Source organism: Bacillus sp. UNC41MFS5 (genome assembly GCF_000686805.1).
On record NZ_KK366019.1, the window covers coordinates 192,119 to 205,740 of the forward strand.

Consider the following 13,622-nt stretch of genomic DNA (forward strand, 5'->3'; position numbering starts at 1 on the left):
AAAAAGTAGAAATGATTAGTTAACGGGCAACAGGGTAAAACTTTTTCCATTCGTTTAGGAAGGGAGCAGTGGAGGAATTCGGTTGTTCAAGAACGCGCGGAGTCGCTCCTACTTGTTTCACTTCACCATTAACGATGATCGCCAGCCGATTGGTAAGATAGTTAATCTCCATCAAATCATGGCTGACAAACACGGCGGTGGTTTGAGCAGCTTCGATAATCCCCTTAAAATCCTCCATCAATTTAATTTTCGTCGGAAAGTCTAATGCAGAAAAAGGTTCATCTAGAAACAGAATTTCTGGTTCTACAATCATCGCCCTTGCTAAGTTGACCCGTTGTGCCTCGCCGCCTGATAAATAGAGGGCATTTTTTTTTGCAAGATGACTAACTCCAAACAAGTCCATCCATTGTTCCACTTTTTCTTTAATGATAGATTTAGGGACCTTCCGTAGGGTTAAACCAATCGCAATGTTATGAAAAACCGTTCCGTCTAGTAGTAAGGATTGCTGAAGAGCAATCGAAAATTTTCTCCGTAACTCAAGCGGAGCATTTCCCTTCGGAACGGCTTGCCCGCGGTAAAGAAGGTCGCCACTCGTTTGTTGTTCAAGAAAGGCCAGCATCTTTAGCAATGTACTTTTACCAGCCCCATTTGGTCCCATAATGCCAAGGAATTCTCCCGTTCCAATTTGGAAGTTAGGAATATCAAGAATCGTTTTATTTTGCGCTTGATAGGTGAGATTTTTCAACTCGAGTATCGGACTCATGATATTCGCTTCCTTTGCTGTAAGTAGGTTAATACGGCCGTAATCAATAGGGCAACCGATAATAAAATAAACGATAGTGCTAAGGCGATATCAAAGTTCCCTTTTGAGACCTCCATCACAATTGTTGTCGTTAAAATGCGCGTGTCACCTTGGATATTCCCACCGACCATCATCGCGGCACCAACCTCAGCAATGACCCGGCCAAAGCCAGCCATAACCGCTGCCAATATCGCGATTTTTAATTGTTTGATGAGAATCATTAGGGTTTGCAGTTTTGTAGCGCCCAGTGCTTTAATCTGGAGTAGCATTTTTTCACTGATTTGTTGAAAGGCGGAACAGGTCAAACTTGTGACGATTGGCAAGCTAACCAGTATTTGAGCCATAACAATCGCTGTGGGTGAATAGAGCAGGGTGAGGTTGCCTAATGGACCTGATCGCCACAACAGCATTGTAATCCAAAGGCCGGCAACCACAGGTGGCAGCCCTAAACCAATATTGATGAACAACAATAGAACTTTGCGCCCTCTGAATCTAGTTAATCCAAGGAAAATACCTAGCGGCAATCCGATCAAGGTACTAATCAGAATGGAAATAAGACAAACTTTCAGTGTGAGCCATGTAATAGCCAATACTTCGGGATCACCAGAAAGGATCATGTCTATCGCTTTTTTAAGTCCATCAATGAGTAATTCCATCTCAAGTGCCTCCAGGAGTTGCTTTAGCTGAATAAACAGAAGGACCCTTAAAAAAGGGCCTCCATGTCAACTATTCAGTATATTTTTTGAATAAGGATTGGCCAAATTCTTTCTTACCGAATTCTTCAATCACATCTTGTATTTTTGAATCTACCATAAATTCTACAAACTTTTCAGCATCTTTACTATTAATATTATCATGTTTTTCAGGATTTACTTGCATAACATGATAGATGTTCATTAAATCTTTGCCGCCTTCAACGACGATTTGAAGAGTGTTTAAATTTTTCTCTTGTGCCAGCCATGTAGCGCGGTCTGTTAAGACGTAGCCTTTTTTCTCTGCGGCCACTTGTAAGGTTTGACCCATACCTTGTCCTGTAGAGACATACCAATCTCCAGCTGGTTTAATGTTGTCCATTTCCCAGATACCAAGTTCCTTTTTATGTGTACCAGAATCGTCACCGCGTGAAACGAAAGTGGCTTTTGAATCTGCTAATTTTTTGAAAGCAGCCATAATGTCGTTCCCGCTAACGACAGCTGGATTTTCCTTTGGTCCTACTAAAATAAAATCATTGTACATGACACGTTTATAGTTAATCGCATCGCCTGCATCGACTACTGCTTTTTCCGCTGCTGGAGCATGAACTAGAAGGGCATCTGCTTCCCCTTTTGTCCCCATTTCTAATGCCTGCCCTGTACCCACTGCAATCGTTTTAACTTTTACGTTATTTTTTTTTTCGAACATAGGAATTATTTCGTCAAGTAAGCCGCTGTCCTGTGTGCTTGTAGTTGTTGCAAGAATCATTTCCGTTGGTGCTGCTTTAGGTTCTTCTTTTTTAGCTTTTTCTGCGGAATCTTTTGAGTCAGCATTTCCGCAGGCTGCTAAAACTATTAGCATCATCGCGAATAGGAAGGCAAGATAACGATTTTTTAACATGTGGTTGTTTCCTCCGTTTGACTAGTTTGATAGGTGATTTTGCCTAATTCAGAAATATCGTATCCTTCTAGATCCGTTAAACTGTCTTTGAAACTAGCAGATTGTAAATACTGAATAAGGTTTGTTAAGCTTTGTTTATTTTCAGCGGTAAAGCGGAAAACCAAATCAAAATTTTCTTTAGCGACGGGGATGAAATCAAGTCCTAAATGGCTCGCAGCAGACTGAATTCCAAAGGCTACATCTGCCATTCCTCTGCTAAGATAGGAAGCTGCTGATAAATGATTCCATTCTATCGTGTTATAGCCATTTATTTTACTCGGTTCAATTCCATAATTAGAAAGCTTAGAGTCTAGTAAGAAACGTGTTCCTGCCCCTTTTTGGCGATTTACAAATTGAACATCACTTCTCGTTAGATCCGAAAAATCCTGAATGTTTTTCGGATTGTCCTTCGCGACAATAAAGCCTTGCTGTCTTGCTGCCAATCTAAGCACCAGAATCGATTCATAAACAAACAGTTGATGGATAAAAGGTAAGTTATATTCTTGTGAGTTTGGATCCAAAAGATGAATAGCAGCAATATCACATTGACCCCGGTATAACATTATTAACCCTTCTAGGCTGCCTATGTATGATGGCTGAATTTGCAAGTTTAAGGCAGTAGTTGCTTGTTTCACAAAATGTTCGACAAGAAAGTCGTGACTGCCCGATAATTGAATGAAATGGACAGGATTATCCGTGGTCCCTGTTGGTTCTGTTGGCCCTTTTTTGGCAGGAGTTTTTGTATTGTTTTTAAATCTTTCCAGCTCTGCGTGTTCAATTCTCATTTTGTTGCCGATCTTGAATGCCTGGAGTTCACCTCTTTTTATTAGCTCATAAACCGTATGTTTTGAGATTTGAAAGAGTTGGGCCACCTCATCGGGAGTATAAGCTTTTTCTTCCATAAGTCACCCTCCTTTTTCCAGTTTTTATATTAAAATAAGAATAGCATACCGGATGTGACTTTTGTTGAGTATTGTTAAGTTTCGTTAAGTTTTGTTTGGGATTGTCATGAATTGTTCAATTAAGCATGCAGTTTTCACATTAAATTCATAAATTTCACGGATTGTTCATTCGTGAGCAAGGAAGTTTATTGTACTATAGAAATAGAAGAAAATATTGTGAGGTAAGGAAAGGGGATCTATATGTCGAAGCTTCTATATATTACGGCAAATCCAAAGAATGATATAAAACTTTCAAAAGGGATGCAAATCGGGGAAGTATTTTTGGAGGAGTTCAAAAAGGAACAGCCAGATGTGGAAATTGAACATATGCACCTATACAGCATGGATATCCCAGAGATAGATATGGATTTATTATATGCTCGTGCAAAATTATCATTTATGGGCTATACAAAAGAGCAACTTTCCGAAGATGAGCGGACCAAACTTGAAAAAATGCATGCCCTTGCTGACCGATTTATAGATGCGGATTACTATGTGTTCGTCACCCCAATCTGGAACCTTGGTGCACCGGCTATTTTGAAATCCTTCATGGATTGTTTATTTATTGCCGGGAAAACATTTACTTACTCGGAACATGGGGCAGAAGGCCTCCTTACTGGTAGAAAGGCGATTCACATTCAAACGCGCGGAGGCATTTATTCGATTGGTAAAATGGCCGATTTTGAAATGGGCGATCGTTATTTGAGCAAAGCCCTTGAATTCCTGGGTTTTGATTTAATGGAAACGATATTTGCAGAAGGAATGGATCATTTTCCAAAACAAATTCCTGAAATTATGGAAAAAGCGAAAGAACAAGCAGCAGTTGCGGCCAGAGAAATGGCAAAATTGCCTGTTTCATTATAAAAAAGAGCGACTCGAGTGGATCGAGCCGCTTTTTTTAAAATTTACCTGTAAATTGGAAAAATAGTACAAGTACCCCTAATGCCCAAACATAAATAGCAAATGGTTTTAATGAGTGATTCTTTAAGTACCCGATCATCCATTTAATTGCAACATATCCGAACACGGCAGAGGCGGCAATTCCGACGAGCAATGCCGATAGGGATATTTCTTCCCCGTGACCCTCAAGTAAATCCTTCGTTTGCAAGACAATCGCACCTACAATCGCAGGCGTGGATAATAAGAAGGAAAAATATGCAGCCGTTTCACGGTCTAATTTTCGCCAAAGTGCCGCAACAATCGTCATCCCTGAACGAGAGATTGCTGGCATAATTGCGACGGCCTGAAAAGTACCAATGATGAGGGCATCCTTATAACTAATATCATCCATTTTTTTATATCCATTTTTCACGGAATCAGCAAGCCACAAGAAAATACCCGTAATTAAAAACTCCCAGCCAATAGTCACCCCGGTTTTCGAAATTTCATCGATGTAATCTTTAAACGCAAGTCCAAAGATTACCGCTGGGATTGTCCCGACGATCAACAAAAAGGTTAACTTGCTAAACGGATTTTTAATGATTTTAATAAATTCTTCCTTGTAAAAAACAAAAACAGCCAGCAATGTTCCAACATGAAGCATGGTATCAAGCATAAGCCCGGCTTCCTGAAGTCCGAATAAATTTCTTCCTAAATAAAGATGGCCTGTACTGCTAATCGGTAAGAATTCCGTTAACCCTTGAATAATCCCAAGAATGAATGCTTCTAATTTTGTTAACATAAATACCCTCACAATCTAAAGAAATGATAAGCCTGTACCTTTTATAGATATGCTAAAATTATCTATTTAATGAAATTCACCTCTATTTTAGGATTCAATTACCAATTAGGTCAATGAAAATATCGATGGATTAATCAAAATAAGTGCAATTGGAAGGCGTTCTCCCATAAAATAGAAGTATACTCGTTCGAGAGGAGAAACGCATTTGGAAAATTCACATCTACATTTTAATACGTCGATCGGTGTTCAAAAACCTGAGAATATACGAAATAAAGACCAGGCCTGTCCATTTTGCGAAAGAGATCAACTGACCAACTTCATCGCTGTAGACGAACCGATTATTCTTTTGAAGAATAAATATCCCGTTTTAGAACATACCTTTCAAACGGTATTAATTGAAACGGATGATTGTCATGGTGAATTATCCACCTACTCAAAAGAGCATTTACATAAATTAATGAGGTTCGGAATCAAACATTGGTTAGCCATGGAGGAAACAGGCCGCTATCAATCGGTAATCTTTTTCAAAAACCATGGACCATTGTCCGGAGGAACGCTCTCCCATCCGCATATGCAAATCATCGGACTGGATGAAATTGATTATAAAGAAAAGGTAACCCATGAAATGTTTGAAGGGATTGTAATCGCCGAGGAGGACGGGGTTCGGTTGACCTTGTCGACTAAGCCGCGCGTTGGCTTTTATGAATTCAACATTGAAATGGATGATTCCAGCTACCAGAAACGGTTTTCCGATTACCTGCAAATGGCTGTACATTATATTTTGAACAACTTTCCATTCAAAGCAACGAGTTACAATCTGTTTTTTCATCATATTGAAAATAAAATCTATGCCAAGGTGGTGTCACGATTTGTAACCACCCCGCTCTATATTGGCTACGGAATTCCACAGGTGCCAAGTAATCTTGAATGGATGGCAGGAGAGCTGCAGCGGATTTATTTTAAAGAATAGGACTTTCTTATGTAATTTAATCCATTCACGGTTTAGAAGTTGTGATTTGTTGTTATTAAAAATATAATGAAGGAATGTAGTATTTCTTAGTAAGGTGGAACCTATATGACTTCAAATACGAATAAAACTTCAAAACTTGATTATAATCTTGTTTTTATATTAATATTGCTTTTTCTAGCCAGCTGTTTAGCGATTTATAGTGCCCAGGCGAGTGGGCAGTACAAGGAGAATTTCTTAATAAAGCAGATTTTTTGGTATGCGGTGGGCAGTGGGATTATCACTGGTGTTATGACCCTTGATTCGGACCAATTACGAAAGCTAACCTGGTATGCTTATGGATTTGGACTTCTTATGCTTGGATTTTTAATTGTAGCGCCGGAGAGTATTGCGCCTGTCATTAATGGGGCGAAAAACTGGTTTAAAATACCTGGAGTGGGAACAATCCAGCCTTCCGAGTTTGTAAAAATCTTCATTATTCTGGGACTTGCACGCGTAATCGAAGATCATCACCAAAAGAACCAGATGAAAACGATGCAAACGGATTTCTGGCTTTTAGTGAAGATAGGGATTGTCACCATGATCCCATTAGGACTTATTATCAAGCAGGACTTAGGGACAGCGCTTGTGTTTCTTGCTATTATGCTTGGAATGATTTTTATTTCAGGGATCTCGTGGAAGCTGCTTGCTCCACTATTTTCAGCTGGGATTGCACTTGTCGGGACGATTTTTTATTTTGTTCTATGGAAACCGGATTTACTTGAAAAATACCTTGGGGTAGGCGAATACCAACTTCGAAGGATTTACTCATGGCTTGATCCCTATAGCTACCAAGGCTCTGATGCCTATCAGTTGACCAAATCCCTGCTAGCAATCGGCTCAGGACAGACAGGTGGTAAAGGTTTTGGAAACCGCGAAGTCTATTTACCAGAAAGCCAGACCGACTTTATTTTTAGTGTCGTAGGCGAAGAATATGGTTTTATTGGCGCAAGTGTTTTAATCAGTTTGTTCTTTTTATTGGTTTATCATATAACCAAGGTTGGAATGGAAACAAAGAATAATTTTTATACGTATATTTGTGTCGGGGTCATCAGCATGATTACCTTCCACGTCTTCCAGAATATCGGGATGACCATTGGCGTACTGCCGATTACAGGTATTCCATTACCGTTTATCAGCTACGGTGGTAGTGCGTTGATGGGGAACATGTTCGGGCTCGGCTTAATCTTTTCCATCCGTTATCATTATAAAAAATACATGTTCTCGACATCAGCATAAAGATTTGGAAAAAGAGCGGCGAATGAGTCGTTCTTTTTTTATGCATGAAAGTCTAAAAAACTAAACAAAAAGAGCGAGGCCATGGCAAGCCGCGCTCTTTTCTACTATAAAAAAACTGGGAGGTTTTTTATAAAAAGTACTTATTTCTTAAGTAAGATTTTTTCAAGGTCATCGAGCATGATATTGGCTGCGAGAACGCCGCCGGCAGTGTTCCATGTTGCATCGCTGACTTCATACGCATGACCGCTTTTCACCGCATTTAAATTTTTCCAAAGCGGATCATTTGTCCATTCTTTTGCTGTATCTAAAGCAGCTTGATCCCCTTGTGGAGCATAAGTGAAGTAGAAGAGAAGGTCTCCATCCATTTTAGGAATAACTTCCTTGCCAACTTCTACAGCCAGTAAACCTAGCTTATTATCTGGAGTAAATAGTGCTTCCTGCTGGGCAGCACGTTTAAAGCCTAATTTATCAAAAATCACACCTGAAAAAGAATCTGTGTAGTAAATACGGGATTTACCTGCCATAAAGCGAACAACTGAAACCTGTTGATTAACTTGATCACCGAGTTTACCTTTTAAATCTGCAATGTGTTTATCAAAGTCACTTAAAACTTGGTTGCCCTTTTCTTCAAGGTTCAAGGCTTTTGCATATAACTTAAAGTTTTCCTGCCAATCTCCTCTTAGTGTTTCAGAAAATACGGTCGGTGCAATAGCACTTAGTTGGTCATACACTTGTTCTTGACGTAGTTTGTTTCCAATGATCAAATCAGGTTTTAACGAAGCAATTTTCTCTACATTGACTTCACCTTCAACCCCAACAACCTCAACGCCGTCCATTTCGTTTTTAATATGATCGTACCATGGGTCTCCAAGCCAAGACTGAACAGCACCCACGGGCTTCACACCTAAAGCAAGTAGTGCTTCCGTTCCTTCGTTTGTAAGAATAACGACTTTTTTCGGTGTCCCTTTAATGGTAGTCGATCCCATCGCATGCTCTACTGTATAAGATTTTTCTGCAGTAGTTTTCGTTTTATCACTCGTTTTTTCTTCATTGCTGCCGCACGCCGCTAATAAGAAAAGGGTCATGATAGAGAAAAGAGTAAGTATTGTCTTGATTGCCTTCATTGTTTATGTAGCCCCCTTAGCTAATTGTTAATGATAATCATTTTCAATGACAACTTAATCATAAAATGAGAAGTACCCCTATGTCAACGCTTTAATTGAAAATGATTTTCAAAATCACTAACTTTTTTGTGAACACTAAGATCTTTTAAATGAAAATGATTTTCAAAGTCATTGACAATCATTATCAATTGGAGATAGACTTAAATTAAATAATAAGGTAGAAAGGTTACCATGAAATGCTCTTAAAAAGTACTGCATTAAAATGGATAGGATTACTAATTGCTGTAATGATAATGGTGTTAGCCATGTGTGCCAGCATCATATTAGGGTACACCGATACCAGTTGGGAAACAGCAGTTGATGCATTTACCAACAATAACGGATCCAATGAACATATCATTATTCAAACCGTAAGGCTACCGAGATCGTTAATCGCTTCCGCCGTCGGGGCTAGCTTAGCCATTGCCGGTGTCCTGATGCAAACTTTAACCAAGAATCCACTTGCATCCCCTGGTACATTTGGGATCAATGCCGGCGGCGGGTTTGCGGTTGTCGTTGCGATGACTGTGTTTTCCGTGAATAGTTTACAAGCATTTAGTGTTCTTGCTTTTATCGGTGCTGCTGTTGCAGCCATAAGTGTTTATGCATTCGGTTCATTTGGTCGTGAGGGGTTAACACCTATGAAACTAACATTAGCTGGCGCTGCGATGTCAGCGATGTTTGCCTCTTTTACACAAGGCTTACTAGTGTTAGATGAAGTCATGCTTGATCAGGTATTATTTTGGCTGGCGGGCTCTGTCCAGGGGAGAAAATTAGAGACGCTTGTATCTGTTTTACCTTATATTGGAATAGGTTGGATCGGTGCCGTGTTAATTGCGGGAAAAATGAATATCCTGTCCATGGGGGAAGATGTGGCCAAGGGGCTTGGTTTAAACACCGGACTTCTCAAAATCGCGATTGGAGTCATTGTTATTTTATTAGCAGGCGGGTCCGTCGCTGTCGCCGGTCCAATTGGTTTTGTTGGAATTGTTGTCCCACACATTACCCGATCGATCGTAGGAATCGATCATCGTTGGGTCATCCCATTTTCAGGTGTGTTAGGAGCGATTCTCTTAATCGCTGCTGATATTGCTGCAAGATACATGTTCATGCCGTCTGAGGTGCCTGTTGGAGTTATGACAGCCATCATTGGAACTCCATTCTTTATTTATATCGCAAGAAAGGGGTTCAACGGACGATGAGTAAATATAAAAATTTCCGCCTTTTTAATGGCAGACTGTCCTTTTTAATGGATCGAAAAGCAACCGTAACTTTCACGATTCTTCTCATCGTTGCTTTCCTTGTTTTTGTCGTTAGCACGGGAAGCGGTGAAATGAAAATTAACCCGCTTACTGTTGTAAGTGTATTATTCGGCGGCGGTCCTGAGATGGAAAAGCTCATTATTACATCCTTTCGCCTCCCTAGAATTATTGTCGCTTTAATGGTAGGCATCTCTTTAGCGGTTGCAGGCGGTATTTTACAAGGGATGATTCGCAATCCACTTGCTTCTCCAGATGTCTTAGGGATTACCGGTGGAGCAGCAGCTGCCGTTGTTAGTTTTTTAGCGATGTTTAGTGATAAGAATCATTCCTTAACTGTCAGCATCGCCTGGCTGCCCTTAGCTGCTTTTATCGGTGCAACAGTGGTAGGGTTTTTAGTTTATTTCCTTGCGTGGAAAAATGGGGTGTCACCGATCAGGCTCGTGTTGATTGGGATTGGGATTTCCGCTTTAATGCAAGCAATTACCACCTTAACAATGGTCATGGGTCCGATTTATCAAGCGAGTCAAGCGAATATCTGGATTACCGGAACCGTGTACGGCTCTAATTGGAAAAATGTTGCGATTCTGGTTCCTTGGACGGTTATCTTCGTGATTATTGCTTTGGCATTGGCCCAAACCATAAATATTCAAGAGCTCGGTGATGAGGTGGCGACAGGTTTAGGCGGCAAGGTTCAAAAACAACGTTTTCTCTTATTAATGATTAGTACCGCCTTGATTGGTGGTTCGGTTGCCTTTGCCGGCGGAATCGGCTTTGTGGGCTTAATGGCCCCGCATATGGCGAGAAGGTTAGTCGGTTCCTCGTTTGGAGCATTGCTTCCTGCGAGTGCATTAATTGGTGGCATTCTAGTCATGGTCGCCGATTTAATTGGCAGAACCCTATTTTCACCATTAGAAGTGCCAGCAGGCGTGTTCACCGCTGGGATCGGAGCACCGTACTTTATTTACCTGCTTTTTAAAACGAGAAATTCATAAAAGGAGCTGTCAGATGATGAATGCGATTGAAACGAAGAATTTATCACTTTCCTATGGGGATACACTCATTATTGATGAATTAGATTTGAAGATTCCAAAGGGTGAAATCACCGTGTTTATTGGCGGAAATGGCTGCGGAAAATCAACGCTGCTTCGTTCAATCGCTCGTCTCTTGAAGCCCAAATCTGGTGCTGTTTTGCTTGAAGGGAAAGCGATTGCCAAGCTATCCACGAAGGACATTGCTAAAAAAATGGCGATTTTACCACAGTCGCCTACAGCACCGGAAGGATTAACAGTCCTTCAACTCGTTAAACAAGGGCGCTATCCACACCAAACCTGGTTAAAACAATGGTCAGAGGAAGATGAGAAAAAGGTTCATGACGCGCTAAAGGCTACACGATTAGAGGATTTAAAAGAAAGAACCGTTGATTCGCTTTCAGGCGGGCAAAGACAGCGTGCTTGGATCGCGATGACGCTAGCTCAAGATACGGATATTATCCTCCTTGACGAACCAACGACTTACCTGGATATGACTCACCAAATCGAAATCCTCGATTTGTTGTTTGAACTAAATGAAACGAAAAAACGGACGGTTGTCATGGTGCTTCACGATCTTAATCTAGCTTGCCGTTATGCTCATAATGTCGTTGCTATTAAAGATCAGAAGGTATATGACCAAGGGAAACCAGAATACGTCATCAACCGCAGCCTTGTTAAAAATGTGTTTGGCATGGACTGTGAGGTAACGATGGATCCACTATTTGGGACTCCGCTTTGCATTCCTTATGGAAAGGGCAGATGTATTCTTGAGAAGGCGGTAGCGGTCAATGGATAAATTATTCGTGGACAATCAACTGGAAAAATATAGGTTCCATCTAAGCTTAGAGGACTCTTTCAATGTGGCTGATCTCTTGGATGAAACGTATCTCAAGGATTTTTTGAAAAATTTATCCGCTGCAATTGGAGCCCCTTCGGAAAAAATAGCTGCTTCCATTTTTATCAAACGCTATGCCTTTTTGGCCGTGATGTCGCTCTATACGATGACGGCTTTGAATAAAAAGCTCAATGTATCGTTGGATAATATAAAAATGGAATCAGCAGTACAGGGGAAAGATTGGCTGCCGGGGATTTCTCTAAAGGATGCGACCCTACAGGAGTGGGATGGTAACAACCGCTCGAAATGGCGTGAGAGCGTGTTAAAAGATCTGTTTGCGAATAACATTTATCCGCTCATCTCTCAAATGGAAAAAACCGTCGGAATTTCGAAGTTAATCCTGTGGGAAAATATTGCGGTCTACCTATTTTGGCTCTATGAAACCGAACTAAAAGATCAAAATCTAGTTGCAGAGGATTTCCGCTACTTAATTTTAGAAGCGGAAGGGAAATTGTTTGGCCGCTATAACAAAAATCCTTTGCAAAAGTACTTTGCTGAAAAGACGTATTTGGAAGAATGGAGTACAGAGGTAAGAGTAAGAAAGACCTGTTGTTTTACCTACCAACTGCCTGCAGGTAAGCGCTGCAAAACCTGCCCATGTACCCATATTGCTAAGGACAGAAGGTGTCATGATGGAGAAAACATTTGTGAAGCAGTTCGAAGCTTTGCTTGAAAAGTATAGTGAACTAATGGTGGGGGAATCCACCGAGGAAACAAAGGAGAAGGTAAAAATGTGGGCATTGTACACCCATATTGCCAAGTCGATGCCAGCATTGGCTAAGCATTGGAATGGGCTTTATCCGGATGCGAAAGAAGAAATGAAGCAGATTATTAATGAGATTAAAGTCATGAATGAACAGCATCGTTCCTCTTCTCAAAAATAAATACATACAAAAACCGGAAGCAGCCGATGCCTCCGGTTTTTGCTATTATTGAAGGGTACCGCCAGATGGCAATTGGTTCGTATACCCTTGAAACTGCTGATAGGATTGCTGCAGCTTTTGCTGATCAGCTGCTTCAATCGCGTACCAGCCTTTTTTAAACATCAAATCATAAAGGTCGCGCTGACAGTTTTGTGTTTCGGAGAAGATTTTCATAATGTCCTGATACAAGCCTGCGTGGCTTGCTTCATGCAGGGCCATGCTGTACGAACTGGTCATATATTTTTCTGTTGATAGTAAATCATTAATAAAATCACGGTCATTCATTTGCGGGGTCTTAGGTACTTGTGTTTCAGGGTTTTGTATCTTCTGCTGTTGGTTCATTGATAAGCATCCTCCTTTTTTGTCTTTTGGTTATTGCATATTATTAAGCGGCTGCTGCTGGCTGGCGTGTTGACCTAAGTGACCTAGAATTTGTTGATAGTGGCGCTGATGCATTTGAGCCACTTTTTCGGCTTCTGCTTTTATTTCAGGGTCCTGGCATTGCCCGGCAAAAAAGTGCGCTTTCTTCGCAGAAAGCAGGTTCCAAGACATCATATCTGTTAAATAAAGAGCATCCTTTGTTGACACGACTCCGGGAGGCTGTTGCATGGTTGCTTGTTGATTTTGCATATTCATATTGGGCATATTCATATTTTGTTGCTGCATAATAACCCTCCTAATTCATGTAATCTTTACGACTATATGGTCTCTCAAACAGGCACTTTTATGCAAAAAGAGAAACAGGCTGAAACAATCAGCCTGCATTCCTTAGCGCTTATATTGATTATTCTGGCTGTTTTTTTTATCAAGATGAGCCTCTTCATTGCCTGGCCCGCCATTGCCCTTCACACTTGCCGCACTTACCCCTGCTTTAGAAGGTTCCTTTTTCATTTTCGCCATCGTTATCACCTCAGATAATAGGATGCCCTTTTAGGTGAAAATATTTAAAAATTTATTTTTCAAAAAAAATCCAAAATTCCGCGTTTAATGATTGCACAAATTTTCAAAATATTCTATAGTAAGTAGTAACAAGACTCATTCAAATGT

General features: G+C 40.6%; 17 protein-coding genes. 8 read left to right on the forward strand and 9 right to left on the reverse strand.

The features are described 5' to 3' along the window. Window positions 1-19 precede the first annotated feature (19 nt). From BR30_RS0127490 to BR30_RS0127505, 4 genes are all read right to left on the reverse strand, one after another. A complete protein-coding gene (locus BR30_RS0127490; RefSeq protein ID WP_026567836.1) occupies window positions 20-763 on the reverse strand; it encodes an ABC transporter ATP-binding protein in 744 nt (247 codons plus the stop codon). Beyond that, entirely contained in the window at window positions 760-1,458 is a 699-nt protein-coding gene (locus tag BR30_RS0127495; protein ID WP_026567837.1) for an ABC transporter permease, read from the reverse strand. Before BR30_RS0127495 ends, BR30_RS0127490 begins: the two co-directional genes overlap by 4 nt. Window positions 1,459-1,528: 70 nt before the next feature. Then, entirely contained in the window at window positions 1,529-2,395 is an 867-nt protein-coding gene (locus BR30_RS0127500; protein ID WP_026567838.1) for an ABC transporter substrate-binding protein, read from the reverse strand. Further along, the gene (locus tag BR30_RS0127505; protein WP_026567839.1) at window positions 2,389-3,336 is read right to left on the reverse strand and encodes a substrate-binding domain-containing protein; all 948 of its coding nucleotides are present in this window, start codon (window positions 3,334-3,336) and stop codon (window positions 2,389-2,391) included. Before BR30_RS0127505 ends, BR30_RS0127500 begins: the two co-directional genes overlap by 7 nt. Before the next feature lie 240 nt (window positions 3,337-3,576). Between BR30_RS0127505 and BR30_RS0127510 the strand changes: the two genes are divergently transcribed. Next, window positions 3,577-4,239 carry an FMN-dependent NADH-azoreductase gene (locus BR30_RS0127510; protein ID WP_026567840.1) on the forward strand — a complete coding sequence of 221 codons (663 nt, stop codon included), beginning with the start codon at window positions 3,577-3,579 and terminating at the stop codon, window positions 4,237-4,239. A gap of 34 nt (window positions 4,240-4,273) precedes the next feature. On the opposite strand, the gene BR30_RS0127515 is transcribed toward BR30_RS0127510, so the two are convergent. Beyond that, entirely contained in the window at window positions 4,274-5,056 is a 783-nt protein-coding gene (locus tag BR30_RS0127515; RefSeq protein WP_026567841.1) for an undecaprenyl-diphosphate phosphatase, read from the reverse strand. A 205-nt stretch (window positions 5,057-5,261) separates the two neighbouring features. Here BR30_RS0127515 and BR30_RS0127520 point away from each other — a divergent pair, with 205 nt between their 5' ends. Both BR30_RS0127520 and BR30_RS0127525 read left to right on the forward strand, forming a co-directional pair. After that, window positions 5,262-6,026, forward strand: coding sequence for a DUF4931 domain-containing protein (locus BR30_RS0127520; protein ID WP_026567842.1), 765 nt, complete (start codon window positions 5,262-5,264; stop codon window positions 6,024-6,026). 105 nt (window positions 6,027-6,131) lie between these two features. Next, window positions 6,132-7,301 carry an FtsW/RodA/SpoVE family cell cycle protein gene (locus BR30_RS0127525; protein WP_026567843.1) on the forward strand — a complete coding sequence of 390 codons (1,170 nt, stop codon included), beginning with the start codon at window positions 6,132-6,134 and terminating at the stop codon, window positions 7,299-7,301. A gap of 140 nt (window positions 7,302-7,441) precedes the next feature. On the opposite strand, the gene BR30_RS0127530 is transcribed toward BR30_RS0127525, so the two are convergent. Further along, window positions 7,442-8,425, reverse strand: coding sequence for an ABC transporter substrate-binding protein (locus BR30_RS0127530; protein ID WP_026567844.1), 984 nt, complete (start codon window positions 8,423-8,425; stop codon window positions 7,442-7,444). A gap of 236 nt (window positions 8,426-8,661) precedes the next feature. Between BR30_RS0127530 and BR30_RS0127535 the strand changes: the two genes are divergently transcribed. From BR30_RS0127535 to BR30_RS0127555, 5 genes are read left to right on the forward strand one after another with little or no spacing between them, the layout of a single operon-like run. Next, window positions 8,662-9,666 (forward strand): FecCD family ABC transporter permease, encoded by a 1,005-nt coding sequence (locus BR30_RS0127535; RefSeq protein ID WP_026567845.1) that lies wholly within the window; start codon window positions 8,662-8,664, stop codon window positions 9,664-9,666. Continuing rightward, the gene (locus BR30_RS0127540; protein WP_026567846.1) at window positions 9,663-10,718 is read left to right on the forward strand and encodes a FecCD family ABC transporter permease; all 1,056 of its coding nucleotides are present in this window, start codon (window positions 9,663-9,665) and stop codon (window positions 10,716-10,718) included. Before BR30_RS0127535 ends, BR30_RS0127540 begins: the two co-directional genes overlap by 4 nt. A 16-nt stretch (window positions 10,719-10,734) precedes the next feature. Next, complete coding sequence (locus tag BR30_RS0127545; RefSeq protein WP_026567847.1) at window positions 10,735-11,553, forward strand: ABC transporter ATP-binding protein; 819 nt, start codon at window positions 10,735-10,737, stop codon at window positions 11,551-11,553. Next, the gene (fhuF, locus tag BR30_RS34725) at window positions 11,546-12,325 is read left to right on the forward strand and encodes a siderophore-iron reductase FhuF (protein ID WP_051633814.1); all 780 of its coding nucleotides are present in this window, start codon (window positions 11,546-11,548) and stop codon (window positions 12,323-12,325) included. Before BR30_RS0127545 ends, fhuF begins: the two co-directional genes overlap by 8 nt. After that, window positions 12,285-12,536, forward strand: coding sequence for a DUF2573 family protein (locus tag BR30_RS0127555; protein ID WP_026567848.1), 252 nt, complete (start codon window positions 12,285-12,287; stop codon window positions 12,534-12,536). Before fhuF ends, BR30_RS0127555 begins: the two co-directional genes overlap by 41 nt. Window positions 12,537-12,581: 45 nt before the next feature. Here BR30_RS0127555 and BR30_RS0127560 read toward each other — a convergent pair whose 3' ends face one another. From BR30_RS0127560 to BR30_RS36270, 3 genes are all read right to left on the reverse strand, one after another. After that, entirely contained in the window at window positions 12,582-12,917 is a 336-nt protein-coding gene (locus BR30_RS0127560) for a spore coat protein (RefSeq protein ID WP_026567849.1), read from the reverse strand. Window positions 12,918-12,947: 30 nt separating this feature from the next. Beyond that, window positions 12,948-13,241 (reverse strand): hypothetical protein, encoded by a 294-nt coding sequence (locus tag BR30_RS0127565; RefSeq protein ID WP_026567850.1) that lies wholly within the window; start codon window positions 13,239-13,241, stop codon window positions 12,948-12,950. A 102-nt stretch (window positions 13,242-13,343) separates the two neighbouring features. Continuing rightward, window positions 13,344-13,475 carry a YuzL family protein gene (locus tag BR30_RS36270; RefSeq protein ID WP_081825604.1) on the reverse strand — a complete coding sequence of 44 codons (132 nt, stop codon included), beginning with the start codon at window positions 13,473-13,475 and terminating at the stop codon, window positions 13,344-13,346. Window positions 13,476-13,622 lie beyond the last annotated feature (147 nt).

What these genes read in the sequence shown, in the direction of transcription:
- BR30_RS0127490 (WP_026567836.1), bottom strand. Translation starts at nt 763, where the DNA reads ATGAGTCCGATACTCGAGTTGAAAAATCTCACCTATCAAGCGCAAAAT.
- BR30_RS0127495 (WP_026567837.1), bottom strand. Translation starts at nt 1,458, where the DNA reads ATGGAATTACTCATTGATGGACTTAAAAAAGCGATAGACATGATCCTT.
- BR30_RS0127500 (WP_026567838.1), bottom strand. Translation starts at nt 2,395, where the DNA reads ATGTTAAAAAATCGTTATCTTGCCTTCCTATTCGCGATGATGCTAATA.
- BR30_RS0127505 (WP_026567839.1), bottom strand. Translation starts at nt 3,336, where the DNA reads ATGGAAGAAAAAGCTTATACTCCCGATGAGGTGGCCCAACTCTTTCAA.
- BR30_RS0127510 (WP_026567840.1), top strand. Translation starts at nt 3,577, where the DNA reads ATGTCGAAGCTTCTATATATTACGGCAAATCCAAAGAATGATATAAAA.
- BR30_RS0127515 (WP_026567841.1), bottom strand. Translation starts at nt 5,056, where the DNA reads ATGTTAACAAAATTAGAAGCATTCATTCTTGGGATTATTCAAGGGTTA.
- BR30_RS0127525 (WP_026567843.1), top strand. Translation starts at nt 6,132, where the DNA reads ATGACTTCAAATACGAATAAAACTTCAAAACTTGATTATAATCTTGTT.
- BR30_RS0127530 (WP_026567844.1), bottom strand. Translation starts at nt 8,425, where the DNA reads ATGAAGGCAATCAAGACAATACTTACTCTTTTCTCTATCATGACCCTT.
- BR30_RS0127535 (WP_026567845.1), top strand. Translation starts at nt 8,662, where the DNA reads ATGCTCTTAAAAAGTACTGCATTAAAATGGATAGGATTACTAATTGCT.
- BR30_RS0127540 (WP_026567846.1), top strand. Translation starts at nt 9,663, where the DNA reads ATGAGTAAATATAAAAATTTCCGCCTTTTTAATGGCAGACTGTCCTTT.
- BR30_RS0127545 (WP_026567847.1), top strand. Translation starts at nt 10,735, where the DNA reads ATGAATGCGATTGAAACGAAGAATTTATCACTTTCCTATGGGGATACA.
- fhuF (WP_051633814.1), top strand. Translation starts at nt 11,546, where the DNA reads ATGGATAAATTATTCGTGGACAATCAACTGGAAAAATATAGGTTCCAT.
- BR30_RS0127555 (WP_026567848.1), top strand. Translation starts at nt 12,285, where the DNA reads ATGGAGAAAACATTTGTGAAGCAGTTCGAAGCTTTGCTTGAAAAGTAT.
- BR30_RS0127560 (WP_026567849.1), bottom strand. Translation starts at nt 12,917, where the DNA reads ATGAACCAACAGCAGAAGATACAAAACCCTGAAACACAAGTACCTAAG.
- BR30_RS0127565 (WP_026567850.1), bottom strand. Translation starts at nt 13,241, where the DNA reads ATGCAGCAACAAAATATGAATATGCCCAATATGAATATGCAAAATCAA.
- BR30_RS36270 (WP_081825604.1), bottom strand. Translation starts at nt 13,475, where the DNA reads ATGGCGAAAATGAAAAAGGAACCTTCTAAAGCAGGGGTAAGTGCGGCA.